At 59.8% G+C, this 20,062-nt stretch carries 19 protein-coding genes; 13 read left to right on the plus strand and 6 right to left on the minus strand.

The window, feature by feature from the left end; translation table 11 throughout:
* The 5 genes from ACI2KG_RS16395 to dnaB form a co-directional block, all read left to right on the plus strand.
* A partial coding sequence (locus ACI2KG_RS16395; RefSeq protein ID WP_404662569.1) for a 30S ribosomal protein S6 occupies positions 1–234 on the plus strand: 234 nt, incomplete at its 5' end.
* A 28-nt stretch (positions 235–262) separates the two neighbouring features.
* Positions 263–493 carry a 30S ribosomal protein S18 gene (rpsR, locus tag ACI2KG_RS16400; RefSeq protein WP_003249563.1) on the plus strand — a complete coding sequence of 77 codons (231 nt, stop codon included), beginning with the start codon at positions 263–265 and terminating at the stop codon, positions 491–493.
* A 33-nt stretch (positions 494–526) separates the two neighbouring features.
* Positions 527–1,390: a hypothetical protein gene (locus ACI2KG_RS16405; RefSeq protein WP_400612096.1), complete on the plus strand. Its 864-nt coding sequence runs from the start codon at positions 527–529 to the stop codon at positions 1,388–1,390.
* A gap of 20 nt (positions 1,391–1,410) precedes the next feature.
* Entirely contained in the window at positions 1,411–1,857 is a 447-nt protein-coding gene (gene rplI, locus ACI2KG_RS16410) for a 50S ribosomal protein L9 (protein WP_012316464.1), read from the plus strand.
* A 113-nt stretch (positions 1,858–1,970) separates the two neighbouring features.
* The gene (dnaB, locus tag ACI2KG_RS16415; RefSeq protein WP_400612092.1) at positions 1,971–3,368 is read left to right on the plus strand and encodes a replicative DNA helicase; all 1,398 of its coding nucleotides are present in this window, start codon (positions 1,971–1,973) and stop codon (positions 3,366–3,368) included.
* 133 nt (positions 3,369–3,501) lie between these two features.
* Here the strand turns inward: dnaB and ACI2KG_RS16420 are convergent, their stop codons facing one another.
* The 3 genes from ACI2KG_RS16420 to ACI2KG_RS16430 are packed head-to-tail and all read right to left on the minus strand — an operon-like array spanning position 3,502 to position 6,464.
* Complete coding sequence (locus ACI2KG_RS16420; RefSeq protein ID WP_404662570.1) at positions 3,502–5,157, minus strand: ATP-binding cassette domain-containing protein; 1,656 nt, start codon at positions 5,155–5,157, stop codon at positions 3,502–3,504.
* Between the two features lies 1 nt (position 5,158).
* Positions 5,159–6,313 carry a YcaO-like family protein gene (locus tag ACI2KG_RS16425; RefSeq protein WP_404662571.1) on the minus strand — a complete coding sequence of 385 codons (1,155 nt, stop codon included), beginning with the start codon at positions 6,311–6,313 and terminating at the stop codon, positions 5,159–5,161.
* Between the two features lie 52 nt (positions 6,314–6,365).
* A complete protein-coding gene (locus ACI2KG_RS16430) occupies positions 6,366–6,464 on the minus strand; it encodes an alginate O-acetyltransferase (protein ID WP_400612086.1) in 99 nt (32 codons plus the stop codon).
* Between the two features lie 1,010 nt (positions 6,465–7,474).
* On the opposite strand from ACI2KG_RS16430, the gene ACI2KG_RS16435 reads away from it, so the two are divergent.
* On the plus strand, positions 7,475–7,738 hold the full coding sequence (locus tag ACI2KG_RS16435) for a DUF3077 domain-containing protein (protein WP_404662572.1): 264 nt from the start codon (positions 7,475–7,477) through the stop codon (positions 7,736–7,738).
* A 507-nt stretch (positions 7,739–8,245) separates the two neighbouring features.
* Entirely contained in the window at positions 8,246–10,549 is a 2,304-nt protein-coding gene (locus ACI2KG_RS16440) for a YgiQ family radical SAM protein (protein WP_404662573.1), read from the plus strand.
* A 153-nt stretch (positions 10,550–10,702) separates the two neighbouring features.
* On the opposite strand, the gene ACI2KG_RS16445 is transcribed toward ACI2KG_RS16440, so the two are convergent.
* The gene (locus ACI2KG_RS16445) at positions 10,703–11,290 is read right to left on the minus strand and encodes a TIGR00730 family Rossman fold protein (protein WP_404662574.1); all 588 of its coding nucleotides are present in this window, start codon (positions 11,288–11,290) and stop codon (positions 10,703–10,705) included.
* A 349-nt stretch (positions 11,291–11,639) separates the two neighbouring features.
* Here ACI2KG_RS16445 and azu point away from each other — a divergent pair, with 349 nt between their 5' ends.
* Complete coding sequence (azu, locus tag ACI2KG_RS16450; RefSeq protein ID WP_025752457.1) at positions 11,640–12,089, plus strand: azurin; 450 nt, start codon at positions 11,640–11,642, stop codon at positions 12,087–12,089.
* A 120-nt stretch (positions 12,090–12,209) separates the two neighbouring features.
* On the opposite strand, the gene nadE is transcribed toward azu, so the two are convergent.
* On the minus strand, positions 12,210–13,037 hold the full coding sequence (gene nadE / locus ACI2KG_RS16455) for an ammonia-dependent NAD(+) synthetase (protein ID WP_404662575.1): 828 nt from the start codon (positions 13,035–13,037) through the stop codon (positions 12,210–12,212).
* A 3-nt stretch (positions 13,038–13,040) separates the two neighbouring features.
* Positions 13,041–14,246 carry a nicotinate phosphoribosyltransferase gene (gene pncB, locus ACI2KG_RS16460; RefSeq protein ID WP_404662576.1) on the minus strand — a complete coding sequence of 402 codons (1,206 nt, stop codon included), beginning with the start codon at positions 14,244–14,246 and terminating at the stop codon, positions 13,041–13,043.
* A gap of 524 nt (positions 14,247–14,770) precedes the next feature.
* Between pncB and ACI2KG_RS16465 the strand changes: the two genes are divergently transcribed.
* From ACI2KG_RS16465 to ACI2KG_RS16485, 5 genes are all read left to right on the plus strand, one after another.
* Entirely contained in the window at positions 14,771–15,907 is a 1,137-nt protein-coding gene (locus ACI2KG_RS16465; RefSeq protein WP_400612076.1) for a branched-chain amino acid ABC transporter substrate-binding protein, read from the plus strand.
* A 154-nt stretch (positions 15,908–16,061) separates the two neighbouring features.
* On the plus strand, positions 16,062–16,976 hold the full coding sequence (locus tag ACI2KG_RS16470) for an ABC transporter permease subunit (protein WP_014592581.1): 915 nt from the start codon (positions 16,062–16,064) through the stop codon (positions 16,974–16,976).
* A 2-nt stretch (positions 16,977–16,978) separates the two neighbouring features.
* The gene (gene livM, locus ACI2KG_RS16475) at positions 16,979–18,283 is read left to right on the plus strand and encodes a high-affinity branched-chain amino acid ABC transporter permease LivM (RefSeq protein ID WP_400612073.1); all 1,305 of its coding nucleotides are present in this window, start codon (positions 16,979–16,981) and stop codon (positions 18,281–18,283) included.
* Positions 18,280–19,155, plus strand: coding sequence for an ATP-binding cassette domain-containing protein (locus tag ACI2KG_RS16480; RefSeq protein WP_404662577.1), 876 nt, complete (start codon positions 18,280–18,282; stop codon positions 19,153–19,155). Before livM ends, ACI2KG_RS16480 begins: the two co-directional genes overlap by 4 nt.
* Positions 19,152–19,868: an ABC transporter ATP-binding protein gene (locus tag ACI2KG_RS16485; RefSeq protein WP_400612069.1), complete on the plus strand. Its 717-nt coding sequence runs from the start codon at positions 19,152–19,154 to the stop codon at positions 19,866–19,868. The genes ACI2KG_RS16480 and ACI2KG_RS16485 overlap by 4 nt, the downstream gene beginning before the upstream one ends.
* Positions 19,869–20,062: the final 194 nt, after the last annotated feature.

Below are 20,062 nucleotides of genomic sequence, written 5' to 3' on the forward strand. Positions count from 1 at the left end.
GAGTGCACCGGCAAGGCCCTGGCCGAGCTGGAAGACAACTTCCGCTACAACGATGCCGTTATCCGTAACCTTGTCATCCGTCGCGACGAAGCCGTTACCGGTCAGTCCGAGATGCTGAAGGCTGAAGAGAACCGCAGCGAGCGCCGTGAGCGTCGCGAGCGTCCTGAGCATGCTGACTCCGCCGAAGGCGATGACAGCAATGACAGCGACTCCAGCGATAACGCTGACGAGTAATCCACGGACCTTTAGAGGAGCCTATTAAATGGCACGTTTCTTCCGTCGTCGTAAATTCTGCCGCTTCACTGCTGAAGACGTGAAAGAGATCGACTTCAAAGATCTCAACACCCTGAAAGCTTACGTATCCGAAACCGGCAAGATCGTTCCAAGCCGTATCACCGGTACCAAAGCTCGTTATCAGCGTCAGCTGGCTACCGCTATCAAGCGCGCCCGCTTCCTGGCCCTGCTGCCCTACACCGACAGCCACGGCCGCTGAGACCGGGTCGTCGACAAGCAGTAAGGGATTAGCATGCGAGCGTTAGCAAGTTTCATCATGCGCGGTCGTGTGCAGGCCACCCTCGTGGTGGTCATCAGCGCGGTACTGCCGCTGCTGTTCTGGTTGAGTGCCGCTGCCGGCAGCCTTGTGCTGCTGCGGCGCGGGTTCAAGGATGCTACATCGGTCATCGCTGGCGGCTTGCTGGCCGGGTTGGCCGTGTGGGTCATGGGCGATCCCATCACCTTTATGGTGATTGCGGGTGCCCTGGCCCTGGCCGCCATGTTGCGTGCCGAGCATCCCTGGAGCCGGGTGTTGCTCGCCAGTGCCGTGTTCGCCGTGGCTTTCAGCCTCGTGCTTGATCTGGCGCTGGCGCAAACCTTCGATGTGCTGGCCAAGGCGTTTGCCGAAGCCATGCCGAAGGTCGACGGGCAACCGGTGCTCTCCGGTGAGCTGATCCGCCCTGTGCTGGTCGCTTCCACAGCAGTGACGGTGCAATTGTTCAGCGTTCTGGCTTTGATGCTGGGGCGCTACTGGCAGGCAGCGTTGTACAACCCTGGAGGCTTCGGTCGCGAGTTTCGCGAACTGAAGTTGCCGAAACAGACCACGGCGGTCTTGGTGGCAGTGATGGTGGTGGCGCCGTTTATCGGCCCGCAGTTCATCATCCTGGCATCGGCTTCCAGCCTGGTACTGGTGCTGGCCGGCATCGCCTTGATGCACGGGCTGGTGGCACAGGGCCGACTGGCTGGTTTCTGGCTGGTGGGCATGTACGTGACGTTGCCGCTGATCATGCAGCTGATTTATCCGTTGCTGGTGGTTTTGGCCATTGTCGACAGCCTGATTGATTTTCGCGGTCGCAAGTCCCCCAAGGGGAATGACTCCGCGAACGGTGAAGGTTAAAAGTTAAGAGGTTTTACCAAATGGAACTGATCCTGCTGGAAAAAGTCGCTAACCTGGGCAACCTGGGCGACAAAGTAAAAGTTAAGGCTGGTTACGGCCGTAACTTCCTGCTGCCATTCGGCAAGGCCACCGTTGCCAACGCCGCCAACCTGGCTGCGTTCGAAGAGCGTCGCGCCGAGCTGGAAAAAGCAGCTGCAGACCGTAAATCGTCGGCTGAAAGCCGCGCTGCCCAACTGGCCGAGCTGGAAGTGACCATCACTGCCACCGCTGGCGACGAAGGCAAGCTGTTCGGTTCGATCGGCACCCACGACATCGCTGACGCCCTGACCGCCTCCGGCGTTGAAGTGGCCAAAGCTGAAGTTCGTCTGCCGAACGGCACCATCCGTCAGGTTGGCGAATACGACGTAGCCGTGCACCTGCACAGCGACGTTGAAGCCACTGTACGTGTGGTCGTCGTAGCTGCCTAAGCTGCGCTGACTGGCTGGCTCCTTGCGGGCCAGGCGGTTAACATCGGGCACGGTCCTGTTTTCTACAGGCCGTGCCCTTTGTTTTTTTCGTCCTCCAGAATTCTTTCGTGGCCATGAACGAGATTACCCATTCCGAACAGCTTGACCTGCAAACCGCAGCCCTGAAGGTGCCGCCGCATTCCATCGAGGCCGAACAGGCCGTACTCGGTGGCCTGATGCTGGACAACAACGCCTGGGAGCGGGTGCTGGATCAGGTGTCGGATGGCGATTTTTACCGGCATGACCACCGCCTGATCTTCCGTGCCGTGCACAAGTTGGCCGACGCCAACCAGCCATTCGACGTGGTGACCCTGCACGAGCAACTGGACAAGGAAGGCCTGTCGTCGCAAATCGGCGGCCTGGCGTACCTGGCTGAGCTGGCCAAGAACACCCCGTCGGTGGCCAACATCAAGGCCTACGCCGCGATCATTCGCGAGCGGGCCACGTTGCGCCAGCTGATCAGCATCAGTACCGACATCGCCGACAACGCCTTCAACCCACAAGGGCGCAACGCTGCAGAAATTCTCGATGATGCCGAGCGGCAGATCTTCCAGATTGCCGAGGCCCGGCCAAAAACCGGTGGCCCGGTAGGGGTCAATGACCTGTTGACCATGGCCATCGACCGCATTGACACGCTGTTCAACTCCGACAGCGACATTACCGGTATCTCAACCGGTTACACCGACCTGGACGAGAAGACCAGCGGCCTGCAGGCGGCCGACTTGATCATCGTCGCCGGGCGTCCGTCGATGGGTAAGACCACCTTCGCCATGAACCTGGTGGAAAACGCCGTACTGCGCAGCGAAAAGGCGGTGCTGGTGTTCTCCCTCGAGATGCCAGGTGAATCGCTGATCATGCGTATGCTTTCGTCGCTGGGCCGTATCGACCAGACCAAGGTGCGTTCCGGCCAGCTGGATGACGATGACTGGCCGCGCCTGACCTCGGCGGTGAATCTGCTCAACGACCGCAAGCTGTTCATCGACGATACCGCCGGCATCAGCCCGTCGGAAATGCGTGCACGTACCCGTCGCCTGGCGCGTGAGCACGGTGAAATCGGCATGATCATGGTCGACTACCTGCAGCTGATGCAGATCCCGGGTTCAGCCGGTGACAACCGGACCAACGAAATTTCCGAGATCTCCCGCTCGCTCAAGGCCCTGGCCAAGGAATTCAACTGCCCGGTCATCGCCCTGTCACAGCTGAACCGCTCCTTGGAACAGCGCCCGAACAAACGCCCGGTGAACTCCGACTTGCGTGAATCCGGTGCAATCGAGCAGGACGCCGACGTAATCATGTTCGTGTACCGCGACGAGGTGTACCACCCGGAGACCGAGCACAAAGGCGTGGCGGAAATCATCATCGGTAAACAGCGTAACGGCCCGATCGGCTTCGTGCGCCTGGCGTTTATCGGCAAGTACACCCGCTTTGAGAACCTGGCGCCGGGGATGTACAACTTCGATGATGATGAATAAACCATTGAGCTAGCAGGGCCCCCTGTAGGAGCGGCCTTGCGTCGCGATGGGCTGCAGAGCAGCCCCAGGATTTCAGCGCAGATGCAAAAAGTGCTGGGGCTGCTGCGCAGCCCATCGCGACGCAAGGCCGCTCCTACAAGGTGTGCGGTGCGCCTGCTAGCTCGGGGTTCTGAGCGATGTTCGTTTGCTCTTGGCTGATGATCTGCCCCTCGCTCAGGGTGATCACCCGGTCAAACCGCGACAGTGCGCTTTGATCATGCGTCACGCAAATAAGCCCTCGCCCTTTAAATGCTTCGAACAACAGGTCCCAGATACGCTCAGCCGATGCGGCATCGAGCCCGGCTGTGGGTTCGTCAAAGAAATTGAATTCCCCAGGCTGATTAAGAAGGCGTAGCAGCGTCAACCTGCGCGCCTCGCCGCCCGAAATCGATTCTGCACGCGCATCCAGATCAAGTTCGTACCAGTCTTTGCTCAGGCTCAATCGCTCAAGCCATCCTTCAACTTGAGCCCTTTCATGCGCATGCTCAAACAGCACCGCGCGTGGTAGTGGACCCGGTATGAAGTGCGCATCTTGAGGGCAGAGCCGTAAACGACTGAACTGCTCATAAGCTTCGAGCCCTGCCAGGCACCTTCCGTGCAGGCGAACATGCTTGCGCAATTGGAATACCGTTCCTGCCAGTGCATGCAGAAGTGTCGATTTACCACATCCGCTTGGTCCGATCAGCGCGACCCGTTCTCCTTTGAGCAGTACCAAAGGTTCCTCGATTTGCAGTTGTACAGTACCTCGAGCGCTCAACTGGCACGGGGCGATGCTCAGTCCTGCGTCGTTGTCGTGGGACTTCGTCTCAGTAGTGCATGACGGGCCGAACGAGGGGAGCTGAAGCCAGTGCTCGAGTTTGCGTTTGTCTAGCCGAAACTGGTCTAGCAATCGCCAGGCCTCAGCCAGTTGCGCAACCCCTGCCAGCAATCCGCTCACCAAGGTGAAGAGAGCAACGAGTTCGCCCAGGCTCAACTGCGGTGTTACCAGAGCCTGATCATGGATACCCCACATGAGCAGGCCGCCACTGCCCAGGCCTATGAACAGAGTGCGCAGGCCCTGAATCCAACCCCCACTGTGAGCTACCCGCACTGCTGAGTCGGCATAGTGCGAAAGTGTCTGGTTGACCGGGAGCATCGCCGCATCCTCGGCCTTTTCCAGTTTGACCGTTGCCGCGCTGGCGAAGGTATCCACCCATTGTTCCGCCAGTTCATCCTCGCGCGCGTTCACTGCCTCGATGTGTGGCCGGCGCCAGCGCACCAGGCGATCATTGGCCCACAGGTAGGCCAGGCTCAAAGGGATGAGGCCGATCAATACCGAAGTAGCCCCAAGGTATGCAAAGAGCGTTATCAGCACTGCAGCTTCGGCCAGCACCGGCCATGCCGAGCCAATCAGAAAGCCTAACCACCGCTCTTGTGCGGTAATGCCCCTATCCAGCACTTTTACCAGTGTTCCGCCATGGAGTTGTCCATAGGCCTCGAAGCGCTTGTCCAGCAATGCGCGGCACCAGCGGATGGAAAGTTGCTTCACGCGTTCCTGGCAGAGCCGCGCCAGGCACCAGGCTTGCAAAGGGGTCATTGAGGCTTGTAATGCTACAAGGCATATGAAAGCTCCGAGCAGAAGCTGGGAAGACGCGGTTGAGGTGGACAAGTTGTCAATGATGTCGGCCAAGACTAGAGCGGGTACGACGGTCGCGATTTTCAGGATTAGTGTCGCGCTTAGGGCGGCGAGGATTCCTCGATAGTTATGCATGTCATTGCCTTATGCCTTTGAGTGCACTCTGTGGCGCGACTGGAATGCCTGATCTGATCAGGTGGAAGCGTTCCAGTCCGGGTATGAACACCTGAACCACCGTAGCGAGATTCGGGTGTTCATAAAGTGTGCGATAGAATGCGGCCATATTTTGTTTCTCCAGGTTGATCAGTGTCCGCTTGACTTGCCCGCGTACGCTGAGATCGGTACGCGGAGGGTGGAAAGCGGGTACAGCATATGTGGGACATGGGTGTAGCAGTGCCGAAAGGCGGGTTGAGTGAGCAAGCATTTTTTCAGCAGCGAGATCTTCTTGTTTTTCTGTGGCGCCAGAAAGCTGCTCGCACTGAATCTGCTCCGTTACGGCACGGTACATTGCAATGGACGGGTTGATGGAGCTACCGGAACCTATACTGCTGAGTGAGCCTTCTTTTTTACTACGAGAAACAGCTATGCAAAATGGAACTTCGTAGAAATCGTGAGTCAAGTATATTTCTAGTTTCTTTGATCGGCGGAGAAGCTCGGTATCATGGGCGAATGTTTCTTCCAGGAAAGAGTTCGTGGGCTGGTAAAGTTTGAGTGGGGAAGTCAGGCCGCAAAGTGATAGGTAGTACATAGAGAGGGCGTGGCGTTCGATAGTTTCATTGATGGCATGGAGAAGAGCCTCGTTCTCCGTACAACCAAGTGCTGTACCAGAGTTGGTCGCATATTTGGAAAGAAAGCCTGCTGCGGTCTTTTCGATCTCATCAATGTTTCTGGAGGAGGGGGCTATCAATATCGCGGGGATAGCTATTTCGTGGAAGCTGTTCAATGCCTGAAGATTGAAACAAGGTATTCGGCAGTCAGGGGGTATGGATTTAAGGAGCCAATCGTCAAATGGGGCTATCGACTGCAAGATCTCGTCGCTTTCGATGAGCGGTGGAGTGCTCTTGTCGACGAAGTAGTGCTCTAGGCTCTCGGCCAGGGCTCCTAGCTCGCAATGCTCCCCTTTTCCTGCTCCGCAAGAAACTTCTTTGTAGGCCTTGTCGTATAAGTGGCAAGTGGCGACCAAGCTGTTATTTTTTGATAGCTTTGTTTTCGAATGAAGCCCTAGGTGATGATGCAGCTTTGTCAGGCGATTGTAAGCCTCTTCTATATTCAACTCGCGTTCGGTAATCATTTTCTGCTCCTTGGTAGGGCCAGAAGGGGCTAAGCCCCTTCTGGCTTATCGCTTACAGCAGGTTGAGGAACTCAACTTCGGACTCGGTGAATGCATAGTTCATCACGCGAGGGATCTGCAGAGTGTTGATTTCAGAACGACGACGTCCCATGGCTAGTGCTCCTATAAAGTTGATTTGAGTGCGCCTTTCAGCGCGTCACTGTTGTATCACTTGTTTTTTTCTTTGTTCAAGATCTGCTTGTGATTTCTTGGGGAAAGTTGAAGTAGGATTTTTTACCAAGTTTTGGAGGTCGATTCCTACAATTCTTAAGAAATAAAGAGAAAAGCACTAATAATTAGCCGGTTAGCCTTTTCTGAGGGTTGGATAGGCTAAACATTCAGTAAAGATCTCACGGGATTGCGATCGCTCAGCAGGGGCAGCGCTGTCATCGTGAGCCAAGCAAGCTCAGGTTTTCCTGTGGGCAATCTTCCTTGCTTTTGAGGCCTGCCTGAATCTCATAGGGGCAACTAAACTGTCGTCATATACCCGTCGGCCATTGGTTGGTGTTAAGGCGAAACCGTCACAGGGCACGCTACGCTTCTTGAGCTGATTACCAAGAAATAATCAGCTTTTTCCCGTTGCGTGTAGGCCGTTTCTGAAATAGCTTGCAACCGCCTTTGCGCCATTGCGGTGGTTTTCCGGGCGGCCTAGTCTGGCGCTGTCGTTGCCCAAGCAGCGACCGGGCCTGCAAGCCCGCAGACGATTACTACCGCTATCCGGATTGCTGCCAGTCGGCAGTTTCGGTCAATGGTGGCTGCGTACGGGAGATCCTCGGATCTGCCGGTTTTATCGTCTGTCCGGTCTTGCAGACCCGTACGTAGCCGCCACCCATTAAATGCAAGTGATGTTGTGGCGGTTTTTTCGGAATCAGACGAGATTACGCCATGATCAAGATTGTCCCCGATCCGCCCAACGATCCCCCTTTTATTAAAGATAGCCCGATGCAGGGCGGATGCCTGCTGTAAGGCGTCAGTGATATGTCGCCTGGGCTGGCCCTTTCGCGGGTGAACCCGCTCCTACAACGGTCATCACATGGCAGGGCCTGCGGTGGTCTTTGTAGGAGCGGGTTTACCCGCGAAGAGGCCGGCCCAGGCAGCCAAGAATCATCAGGGGATTGAACAATGACAACAGAAGACACCCAATTCACCGTCGGCAAGACCACGTTCTACCAAGGGGAAAACGGTACCCACCCGCTATTCCGCATCGAACCCGGTATCCCGTGCCGGGACGCCCGCGAGCAGTCTTCAGAGTTGATGGGGTATGTGCGCGAGTTGACCATCACCGGGTTGATGGATGAGAAACCGATGATGATCTGGGCTGCCCATTACCTGAGTGCGATGGCCAAGGCGTTGATGGATGATGCTGAATTGGGGATGAGGCAGTGAAGGGTTGGCTTTAGATTGCATGAAGGCTGCCAGGTGTTCGCCGCAACAGTTTCAGCGCCTATGAGATCGAGCGCCGCCCGCGCGGCGCTTCGCGGGGCAAGCCCGCTCCCACATCTGTTTCGGGCCAGTCCCGCCTGTGCCATTGGCGCGCGCCCCCTTGTCTGTCCCATTCGATATTGAAGGTGTCGCCGCTGCTTTTCTGCAATGTCCAGCCATGCACCCAGGGTGCGAGTGCGGAGGAGGCAGGAGTAACTGGCCCGAAACAGATGTGGGAGCGGGCTTGCCCCGCGAAGCGCCGCGCGGGCGGCGCTCGATCTCACCGGCGCTGCATATGCTGAGTCGAACACCTGCCAACCCACCACAACCCCAAGCCAACCACCTGGCACCCCAGCCACCCACCAACCATCGCCCCACCCACCAATCCCCACGAATCCAGTCGGATTTGGTCAAAATTTGTGCTATATTCCGCGCCCGCGATTTCCCTGTACATCAGAACCGGTCACTGACATGCAAGCAGCCAAACCACTCTACGACTATCCCAAGTACTGGGCCGAATGCTTCGGGCCAGCACCTTTCCTGCCAATGAGCAGGGAGGAGATGGATCTGCTCGGCTGGGATTCCTGCGACATCATCATCGTGACCGGGGACGCCTACGTCGACCACGCGTCGTTCGGCATGGCCATCATCGGCCGCCTGCTGGAAGCCCAGGGCTTCCGCGTGGGCATCATCGCCCAGCCGAACTGGCAGTCCAAAGACGACTTCATGAAGCTCGGCGAGCCGAACCTGTTCTTCGGTGTGGCCGCGGGCAACATGGACTCGATGATCAACCGCTATACCGCAGACAAGAAAATCCGCTCCGACGACGCCTATACCCCGGGTGGCCTGGCCGGCAAGCGCCCGGACCGTGCCAGCCTGGTGTATAGCCAGCGTTGCAAGGAAGCCTACAAGCACGTACCGATCGTGCTGGGTGGTATCGAGGCTTCGCTGCGCCGCATCGCCCACTACGATTACTGGCAGGACAAGGTCCGCCATTCGATCCTGATCGACGCCAGCGCGGATATCCTGCTGTACGGCAACGCCGAGCGGGCCATCGTCGAAGTGGCCCAGCGCATGGCCCAGGGCGAGAAAATCGAACACATTACCGATGTGCGTGGCACCGCGTTCATTCGCCGTGACACCCCCGCAGACTGGTTCGAGATCGACTCCACCCGCATCGACCGCCCGGGCCGCGTCGACAAGATCATCAACCCGTACGTGAACACCCAGGACACCCAGGCCTGCGCCATCGAGCAGGCCAAGGGCGACCAGGAAGACCCGAACGAAGCCAAGGTGGTGCAGATTCTCGACAGCCCGCGCATGACCCGCGACAAGTCGGTCATCCGCCTGCCGTCGTTCGAAAAGGTGCGTAACGACCCGGTGCTCTACGCCCACGCCAACCGCGTGCTGCACCTGGAAACCAACCCGGGCAACGCCCGTGCGCTGGTGCAGAAGCATGGCGAAGTGGACGTGTGGTTCAACCCGCCACCCATTCCCATGACTACTGAGGAAATGGACTACGTGTTCGGCATGCCGTACGCGCGTGTTCCGCACCCGGCCTATGGCAAGGAGCGCATCCCGGCCTACGAGATGATCCGTTTCTCGGTGAACATCATGCGTGGCTGCTTTGGCGGCTGTACCTTCTGTTCAATCACTGAGCACGAAGGCCGCATCATCCAGAACCGCTCGCACGAGTCGATCTTGCACGAAATCGAAGAGATGCGTGACAAGGTGCCGGGCTTCACCGGCGTGGTTTCCGACCTTGGCGGGCCGACCGCCAACATGTACCGCATCGCTTGCAAGAGCCACGAGATCGAGAAGCACTGCCGCAAGCCGTCGTGCGTATTCCCGGGCATCTGTGAGAACCTCAACACCGACCACAGTTCGCTGATCGAGCTGTACCGCAAGGCCCGTGCCTTGCCGGGTGTGAAGAAGATCCTGATCGCCTCGGGCCTGCGCTACGACCTGGCAGTGGAATCGCCGGAGTACGTCAAGGAGCTGGTTACCCACCACGTTGGCGGCTACCTGAAAATTGCCCCTGAGCATACCGAGCGTGGCCCGCTGGACAAGATGATGAAGCCGGGTATCGGTACCTACGACCGCTTCAAGCGCATGTTCGAGAAGTTCTCGAAAGAGGCGGGCAAGGAACAGTACCTGATCCCGTACTTCATCGCGGCGCACCCGGGCACCACCGACGAAGACATGATGAACTTGGCCCTGTGGCTGAAGGGCAACGGCTTCCGTGCCGACCAGGTGCAGGCGTTCTACCCGTCGCCGATGGCCTCGGCCACGGCCATGTATCATTCGGGCAAGAACCCGCTGCGCAAGGTGACCTACAAGAGCGAAGGGGTGGAGATTGTCAAGAGCGAAGAGCAGCGCCGCCTGCACAAGGCGTTCTTGCGTTACCACGACCCGAAGGGCTGGCCGATGCTGCGTGAGGCGCTGGAGCGTATGGGGCGTGCCGACCTGATCGGGCCGGGCAAGCACCAGCTAATCCCGCTGCACCAGCCGCAGACCGATACCTACCAGAGCGCGCGTCGCAAGAACTCGACACCGGCGGGTAGCCACAAGGTGGGCAAGGAGCAGAAGATCCTGACCCAGCACACCGGCCTGCCGCCGCGTGCGAGCGATGGCAGCAAGCCGTGGGACAAGCGTGAAAAGGCCAAGGCTGATGCGTTTGCGCGTAACCAGCAGGCAGCCAAGGAGCGCAAGGAAGCGGCTAAAGGCGGTGGCGGCAAGGGCAAGAAGCCGCGTCAGCCAGTTATTCCACGTTAACGGGGCGATCTTTGGGGCTGCTTTGCAGCCCATCGCGACACAAGGCCGCTCCTACACTGGCCGTGCAAACCCGACAATTCCGGGTGATCGCGGTCGGTGTAGGAGCGGCCCTGTGTCGCGATGGACCGCAAAGCGGTCCCAAAAATATCAGCCTCAGTCAGGCTTTTTGTCGACCCACTTCGGCGCCACCGGCGCAATAAAGCGGTCCATCCCGTCCAGCAGCTGCTCCGGCTGCTGTTCCAGCAACAACATCGCCCGGTGCTGCGGCCGCACGAAGCCCTCTTCGACGATATGGTCGAGGAACCCGCCCAGCTTGTCGTAAAAGCCATTCACATCGAGCAGCCCCAGCGGCTTGGCGTGATAGCCCAGTTGCCCCCAGGTCCACACTTCGAACAGCTCTTCCAGCGTACCCAGCCCACCCGGCAGGGCGATGAACGCGTCGCTCAGCTTGGCCATGCGGGCCTTGCGTGCATGCATGCCATCGACCACTTCCAGGCGCGTCAGGCCTTTGTGGCCGACTTCAGCGTCAAGCAGGCTCTGCGGGATAACCCCGACCACTTCGCCACCGGCTGCCATGGCCGCGTCGGCCACCACGCCCATCAAGCCGACCGCGCCACCGCCATACACCAGGGTCAGACCACGGCGGGCGATGGCCTGGCCAAGCGCGACCGCCGCTTCACGGTAGGCGGGGTTGCTGCCGATGCTGGCACCACAGAACACACAAACGGAACGTACGGGCATTGCTCATCTCCTGTCACTCAGGTGAACAGGGTACGGTGCCTGCCGGTCGCTTCCAAGGTCGCGTTCATTCCGGGCGGGAGAACTCGCAGATGGCGCCCGTGGCGCCGTGGGCGTAGGCGGCGAGCAGGCTGTTGAGAAAACGGGAGATGGGCATTTGGTATTGCTCCTAAATGAGAGGTTGTCCCATCGTCTAATAAAAGGGCATGATGTGCCCTTAGATTGGTTGTATACAATCCATTGAACAATTCAACTGGCTGGCCACTTGACACCCCCTTGACCCATATCAGCAAGGGGCTGAACGGTTTCAGGCAGTCTCGCAATTGATAAAACCCTGCCAAGGAGATTCATGATGTTTGCGAAAGCTGTAGCGGTATCCCTGCTGACCCTCGCCAGCGCTTCTGTCTTCGCCGCCGAGTGCTCGGTCACCGTCGACTCGACTGACCAGATGTCCTTCAATACCAAGGAAATCACCGTCGACAAGAGCTGCAAGGAATTCACCGTCAAACTGACCCACTCCGGCAACCTGCCGAAGAACGTCATGGGCCACAACCTGGTGATCAGCAAGACTGCCGACATGCAGGGCATTGCCACCGAAGGCATGAGCCAGGGTCTGGACAAGGACTACATCAAGGCTGACAACGCCGCGATCATCGCCCACACCAAAATGATCGGCGCGCCAGAGAAAGAAACCGAAGTGAAGTTTGACGCTACCAAGCTGGAAGCCGGTGGTGACTACAGCTTCTTCTGCACCTTCCCGGGCCACATCTCGATGATGAAGGGCAAGGTTGTCGTCAAGTAATCGAAGCCTGACGCCGTACTCTGTGGGAGCGGGCTCACCCGCGAATGCGTCGGTGGATTCGCCATCGCATTCGCGGGTAAACCCGCTCCCACAGGTTTTTCTACTGCCTTGGTAGCCTGATCAAGGGGCGAACGGCAGTTCGCGCTTGTGCTGGGTCTTGCGGTAGGTGGCGACGATGGTGTCGAACGCTGCCTGATCAACCGGCAACCCGTGCAGGAACGCGTCGATCTGCTGGTAAGTCACGCCATGCGACGCTTCGTCCGGCTTGCCCGGTTCCAGGTCTTCCAGGTCCGCGGTCGGCACCTTCTCTACCAGCGACTCCGGCGCGCCAAAGTTGCGCGCAATCGCCCGCACCTGGTTCTTCACCAGCCCGCTGAGCGGTGCCAGGTCGCACGCGCCATCACCGAATTTGGTATAAAAGCCCATCACTGCCTCTGCGGCGTGGTCGGTGCCGATCACCAGCCCTGCACGGGCGCCGGCGATGGTGTACTGGGCGACCATGCGCATGCGCGCCTTCACGTTACCCACCACAAAGTCCACCAAGCTGGGCGAGCCACCCTTCAATGCCTCGGTCTCAGCCGCCAGCGCTTTAACTGCCGGGGCAATGTCGATGGTGTGCACTTCATCAGCCTTGATCACGTCCAGGCAGGCCTGGGCATCATGCTCATCATGCTGTACGTGATAAGGCAGGCGCACGGCAATGAACGTGTAGGCCTGGTCGCCGGTTTCGGCGCGCAATTCGTTGACGGCGCGCTGGGCGAGCAGGGCGGCGGTCAACGAGTCGACGCCGCCGCTGATGCCCAGCACCAGGGTCTTGAGCCGGGCGTTGGCCAGGCAGCCCTTGATGAACGCCACGCGCCGGGCGACTTCGGCCTCTAGCGCTGCAGCGTCGGCGAACGGCGGCTGGACCTTCAGCGCCTGGGCAATCTCTTGCTGAACCGCTTGCATGGGTTACTCCTTGCTGGGGACTTTGAATACATGACGCATGTAAGCAACGAAATTCTCGTCGCGGCACTGGGTCTTGGCGGCTTCGTCGGAAATCTTGGCCACCGGTGCGCCGTTGCAGTCGGTCATTTTAAGCACGATGCTCATCGGTGCCACACCCGGGATGTCGCAGGTGAGGTTGGTGCCGATACCAAAGCTGACATTGATGCGACCGCGCAGGGCACGGAAGATTTCCAGCGAGCGGGTCAGGTTCAGGCCATCGGAAAACACCAGCGTCTTGGTCATCGGGTCGATACCCAGGTTCTGGTAGTGAGCGATGGCCTTTTCCGCCCACGCCACCGGCTCGCCCGAGTCGTGGCGCAGGCCGTCGAACAGCTTGGCGAAGTACAGGTCGAAATCGCCGAGGAAGGCATCCATGGTGATGCAGTCGGTCAGGGCGATGCCGAGCAGGCCGCGGTACTCGCGCACCCAGCAGTCCAGCGCGGCGATTTGGCTGTCGATCAGCCGCGGGCCGAGCTGCTGGTGGGCCATGATCCATTCATGAGCCATGGTGCCCAGCGGTTTGATATCCAGTTTCCATGCCAAGTCGACGTTGCTGGTGCCGACGAAGCGGCCCGGGAAGTCGTCGCGCAGCACCCGCACCACCTCTTCCTGCACGCGGCTGGAAAAACGCCGGCGGGTGCCGAAGTCGGCCACCTGTAGTTCGGCCAGCTCATCGTCGCTGGCATGCGCGCGCAGCCAGTCGAACTTGCGGTACAGCTGGTCGCGCGCCTCGGCCAAACGCATATGCGGGTGCAGTTGGCGGTTGCGCACTTCGCTGATGATCGCCAGCAGTGGCACTTCGAACAGGATCACATGCAGCCAGGGGCCTTTCAGGCGCAGGAACAGTTGTTCGTTCTCGATGCCGATGCGCACGTAGCGCAGGTTGAAGCGGAACAACCGCAGAAAGCGCAGGAAGTCGGGCTTGAGGAAGCTGATGCGCTCAAGGAAACCCAACTGCCCATCATCGAGGGTGAGGTCGCTGAGCAGTTCGAGCTGGTTGCGGATCTCGCCGAGGTAGGGGCGCAGGTCCTCGCCGTTGCGGCAGCGGAATTCCCATTCGACGTCGGCGTCCGGGTAGTTGTGCAGCACGCCCTGCATCATGGTGAGTTTGTAGAAGTCGGTGTCGAGCAGGTTGTGCACGATGCGCTCGGCGAATGCGCTCTCGCTCATCAAGGGGGCTCCGGAAGCGGCGAATGGCGGACATTGTGCCAGCCTTTTCGACCTTGTTGTGTCTGGGCTGGCCTCTTCGCGGGTAAACCCGCTCCTACAAGTCTGCACCGCACTTGAGCTCAGTGGGGGCCTTGTAGGAACGGGTTTACCCGCGAAGAGGCCGGAACTGCCAAATCCGCGTGTTTTTCCGCGCACCAGCTAGCCTTGAAACAGTGCTGCCTGTAGCAGTCGCGCACCAACGGTGTGCAGTTCGGTGACGTCGGCTGTTACAGGGCGGTTGCACGTAAACACTTGCCAGGGTTGCAATGATGGCACTCGACGGTTGCTCCTTGTCTGTACGTGTGGTGGCGCCTGCCGCGTGGCAGACGGTTGCACGCTCAATAAAGAAAAGGCCGTCGGTCGCCTGCTGGTGCCCGTCACAGTGTGTTTTCCCGGAAGACAAAACCTATGGCACGGCCCTTGCTCTGAGCACAGGGCTGAGAAGTTGTAGTGCCAACCAAAAAAAACTCTAGGAGCACCACCTCATGTCGCAGACGTTTTACAAGAAAGGTTTCCTGGCTCTGGCCGTAGCTACGGCACTGGGTGTTTCTTCGTATGTTCAGGCCGACGTCAAGATCGGTGTAGCGGGCCCCATGACCGGGGCCAACGCAGCGTTTGGCGAGCAGTACATGAAAGGTGCGCAGGCAGCGGCCGACAAGATCAACGCCGCCGGTGGCGTGAATGGCGAGAAGATCGTCCTGGTCAAAGGCGATGACGCCTGCGAACCCAAGCAGGCCGTGGCCGTGGCCAACCGCCTGGTCGACCAGGACAAGGTGATCGGTGTGGTCGGTCACTTCTGTTCCTCCAACACCATCCCGGCGTCCGAGGTATATGACGAGGCGGGCGTCATCGCCATCACCCCGGGCTCCACCAACCCGCAGGTTACCGAGCGCGGCCTGAGCGCCATGTTCCGCATGTGCGGCCGTGACGACCAGCAGGGCATCGTCGCCGGCGACTACATCGTCGACGTGCTCAAGGGCAAGAAGGTCGCGGTACTGCACGACAAGGACACCTACGGCCAGGGCCTGGCCGACGCGACCAAGGCGCAGCTGGAAAAACGTGGCGTGAAGCCTGTGCTGTACGAAGGCCTGACCCGTGGCGAGAAAGACTTCAGCGCCGTGGTTACCAAGATCCGTTCCACCGGTGCCGACGTGGTCTACTTTGGCGGCCTGCACCCGGAAGCCGGCCCGCTGGTGCGCCAGCTGCGCGAGCAGGGCCTGAAGGACGTCAAGTTCATGTCCGATGACGGCATCGTCACCGACGAACTGGTGTCCACTGCCGGCGGCAAGCAGTACGTCGACGGCGTGTACATGACCTTCGGCGCCGACCCACGCCTGCTGCCAGACAGCAAAGCGGTGGTGGAGGAGTTCCGCAAGAACGGTACCGAGCCTGAAGGTTACACCCTGTACGCCTACGCCTCGCTACAGGCCCTGGCCGCTGGCTTCAACGGCGCCAAGTCGAACAAAGGCGAAGACGCTGCCAAGTGGTTGAAGGCTAACCCGGTGCAGACCGTCATGGGCGAGAAGAAGTGGGACAGCAAAGGCGACCTGACCGTGTCCGACTACGTGGTCTACCAGTGGGACAAGGACGGTAAATACCACCAGCTGGAAAAACAAAAATAATAACGGCCCGCGGCCCGGGCTGATACCCGGGCCTAAGCCCCGCTGTACCTGTCTTTATTCGTAGATCTGCACAGTTCTGCGCTGCGAGGGCCCCGCTCCGGTGGCCCGCTCCGTGGTCGGCGCTCGTGCAATCTCAATCAGGTGAGATTGCGTTATGGATGGTATTTTCCTGCAGCAACTGGTCAATGGCCTGACCCTCGGGTCGGTCTATGGCCTGATCGCCATCGGCTACACAATGGTCTATGGCATCATCGGCATGATCAACTTCGCGCACGGCGAGGTGTATATGATCTCTGCATACCTTGCGGCGATCAGCCTGGCATTGCTGGCCTATTTTGGCGTCGAGTCGTTCCCCCTGCTGATGCTGGGCACGCTGTTGTTCACCATCGTCGTCACCGGCGTGTACGGCTTCACCATCGAGCGCATCGCCTACAAGCCCCTGCGTAACTCCACCCGCCTGGCACCGCTGATCAGTGCCATCGGCATTTCGCTGATCCTGCAGAACTACGCGCAAATCAGCCAGGGGGCCCGCCAGCAAGGCGTGCCCACCCTGCTTGAAGGCGCCATGCGCGTCGAGGTCGGCACCGGCTTCGTGCAACTGACCTACACCAAGATCTTCATCCTGGTGGCAGCCTTCGTCGGCATGGGCCTGCTGACCTATGTGATCAAGTACACCAAGCTCGGCCGCATGTGCCGTGCTACCCAGCAAGACCGCAAGATGGCCTCGATCCTGGGCATCAACACCGACCGGGTTATCTCCTACGTGTTCGTCATCGGTGCGGTAATGGCGGCCCTGGCCGGCGTGCTGATCACCATGAACTACGGCACCTTCGACTTCTACGCAGGCTTCATCATCGGTATCAAGGCGTTCACCGCTGCGGTGCTTGGCGGTATCGGCTCGCTGCCTGGCGCCATGCTCGGCGGGATCATCCTGGGCATTTCCGAGTCGCTGTTCTCTGGCCTGATCAACTCCGACTACAAGGACGTATTCAGCTTCTCGCTGCTGGTGATGATCCTTATCTTCCGCCCACAAGGCCTGCTGGGTCGCCCGCTCGTGGCTAAGGTGTGAACATGTCCATTGCCAAAACTGCCGCTGTAAGCGAAACCCACAAGGGTTTCGACCTTAAACGCAGCTTGCTGGAGACCATCGTCGCCGGCCTGCTGGCACTCATCGTGTTTGGCCCGGTCGTCGGCGTGGTGCTCGACGGCTACACCTTCAATGCCGAGCCGCGGCGTGTGGCGTGGCTGGTCGGCGGGGTGATGCTCGGGCGCTTCCTGCTCAGCCTGTACCTGCAGACAGCCGCGGGGCGGCGCATGCTGGAAGGCTTCGATAGCGGCGGCTCGGGCGTGCACGTGCGCGCGCCGAACTACGTGTCGCGCCTGCGCTACATCATCCCGGCGCTGGTGGTGGTCGCCATCGTCTTCCCGATCTTCGCCAACAAGTACCTGCTGACCGTGGTCATCCTCGGCCTGATCTACGTGCTGCTGGGCCTGGGCCTGAACATCGTGGTCGGCCTGGCCGGCTTGCTCGACCTGGGCTACGTGGCGTTCTATGCCATCGGCGCCTATGGGCTGGCGCTGGGTTACCAGTACCTCGGCCTGGGCTTCTGGAGCGTGCTGCCGCTGGCGGCCATCGCCGCAGCGCTGGCGGGGTGCATCCTCGGCTTCCCGGTGTTGCGAATGCACGGTGACTACCTGGCGATCGTGACCTTGGGCTTTGGCGAAATCATTCGCCTAGTGCTGAACAACTGGCTGTCGTTCACCGGTGGCCCCAACGGCATGCCGGCGCCTTCGCCAACCTTCTTCGGCCTGGAATTCGGCCGCCGGGCCAAGGACGGCGGGGTGCCGATCCATGAGTTCTTCGGCTTTGAATACAACGCCAACCTCAAGTTCGTGTTCATCTACGCGGTGCTTTTCCTGGTCGTGCTGGCGGTGCTGTACATCAAGCACCGCCTGACCCGCATGCCGGTTGGCCGTGCCTGGGAAGCGCTGCGCGAAGACGAGATCGCCTGCCGTTCGATGGGCCTGAACCACGTACTTGTCAAGCTCTCGGCGTTTACCCTGGGTGCCTCCACCGCAGGTCTGGCCGGGGTGTTCTTCGCCACTTACCAAGGCTTCGTCAACCCATCGTCGTTCACCTTCTTCGAGTCGGCGCTGATCCTCGCCATCGTCGTGCTGGGTGGCATGGGCTCGACCGTGGGCGTGGTCATCGCGGCGTTCGTGCTGACCGTGGCGCCAGAGCTGCTGCGCAGCTTCTCCGAGTACCGCGTGCTGCTGTTCGGCGTGCTGATGGTGCTGATGATGATCTGGCGACCGCGTGGGCTGATCCGCATCAGCCGTACCGGTGTGACCCCGCGCAAAGGAGTGGCGCCATGAGCGACGAAATCATTCTTTCGGTCGATAACCTGATGATGCAGTTTGGTGGCATCAAGGCATTGAGCGACGTCAGCCTGAGGGTCAAGCGCAACCAGATCTTTGCCCTGATCGGCCCCAACGGCGCCGGCAAGACCACGGTGTTCAACTGCCTGACCGGCTTCTACAAGGCCAGTGGCGGGCGCATCGAGCTGAACGTGCGCGGCAGCCACACCAATGTCATCCAGCTGCTCGGCGAGCGGTTCCAGGCGGCCGACTTCGTGTCGCCGGCACGCTTTGCCAACCGCGTGTATTACAAGATGTTCGGTGGTACCCACCTGGTCAACCGTGCAGGCCTGGCGCGCACCTTCCAGAACATTCGCCTGTTCAAGGAAATGTCGGTGGTGGAAAACCTGCTGGTGGCTCAGCACATGTGGGTCAACCGCAACCTGCTGGCCGGGGTGCTGAATACCAAGGCCTACCGCAAGGCCGAAAGCGATGCGCTGGACCACGCCTTCTACTGGTTGGAAGTGGTCGACCTGGTCGACTGTGCCAACCGCCTGGCCGGCGAGCTGTCGTACGGCCAGCAGCGCCGCCTGGAAATCGCCCGGGCCATGTGCACGCGGCCGAAGATCATCTGCCTGGACGAACCGGCGGCGGGCCTGAACCCGCAGGAAACCGAGGCGCTCAGCCGCATGATCCGCGTGCTGCGTGACGAGCACGACATCACCGTGGTGCTGATCGAACACGACATGGGCATGGTCATGAGCATTTCCGACCATATCGTGGTGCTGGACCACGGCAACGTGATTGCCGAAGGTGCGCCGCAGGACATCCGCCACAACCCGACGGTGATTGCCGCCTACCTGGGTGCCGACGAAGAGGAACTGGTATGACTGCACCCATTCTCGAGCTGAAGGACCTGGACGTGTTCTACGGCCCGATCCAGGCGCTGAAAAAGGTTTCGATGCACATCAATGAAGGCGAAACGGTGAGCCTGATCGGCGCCAACGGTGCCGGCAAATCGACCCTGCTGATGTCGATCTTCGGCCAGCCGCGGGCGGCCTCCGGGCAGATCGTGTACCGCGGCACCGACATCACCCGCAAGTCGTCGCACTACATTGCTTCCAACGGCATCGCTCAGTCGCCGGAAGGGCGCCGGGTGTTCCCCGACATGACCGTCGAGGAAAACCTGATGATGGGTACCATCCCCATTGGCGACAAGCATGCCGACGAAGACATGCAGCGTATGTATGAACTGTTCCCGCGGCTGAAAGAGCGGCGTAACCAGCGGGCCATGACCATGTCAGGTGGCGAGCAGCAGATGCTGGCGATTGCCCGGGCGCTGATGAGCCGGCCGAAATTGCTGTTGCTGGACGAGCCGTCGCTGGGGCTGGCGCCGATCGTGGTCAAGCAGATCTTCTCGACGCTGCGTGAGCTGGCCAAGACGGGTATGACCATCTTCCTGGTGGAGCAGAATGCCAACCATGCGCTGAAGCTGTCGGACCGGGCCTATGTGATGGTCAACGGGCAGATCCGCATGACCGGGACCGGGCAGGAGTTGTTGGTCAACGAGGAAGTGCGTAACGCTTATCTGGGCGGGCACTGAGTTCTATCCGGGCGCCGCTTTGCGGCCCATCGCCGCGGTTCGTCGCCACGACAAGCCAGCTCTCATAGAACAAACTCTAACTTATTGATTTAGCGAAATTTGTGGGAGCGGGCTTGTCCCGCGAACACCGGCAAAGCCGGTGCCAGACACAGGGTTGCCTTCTTCGCGGGACAAGCCCGCTCCCACAATGGCCA

Source organism: Pseudomonas sp. NPDC089407, assembly GCF_044900445.1.
Taxonomy (GTDB): domain Bacteria; phylum Pseudomonadota; class Gammaproteobacteria; order Pseudomonadales; family Pseudomonadaceae; genus Aquipseudomonas.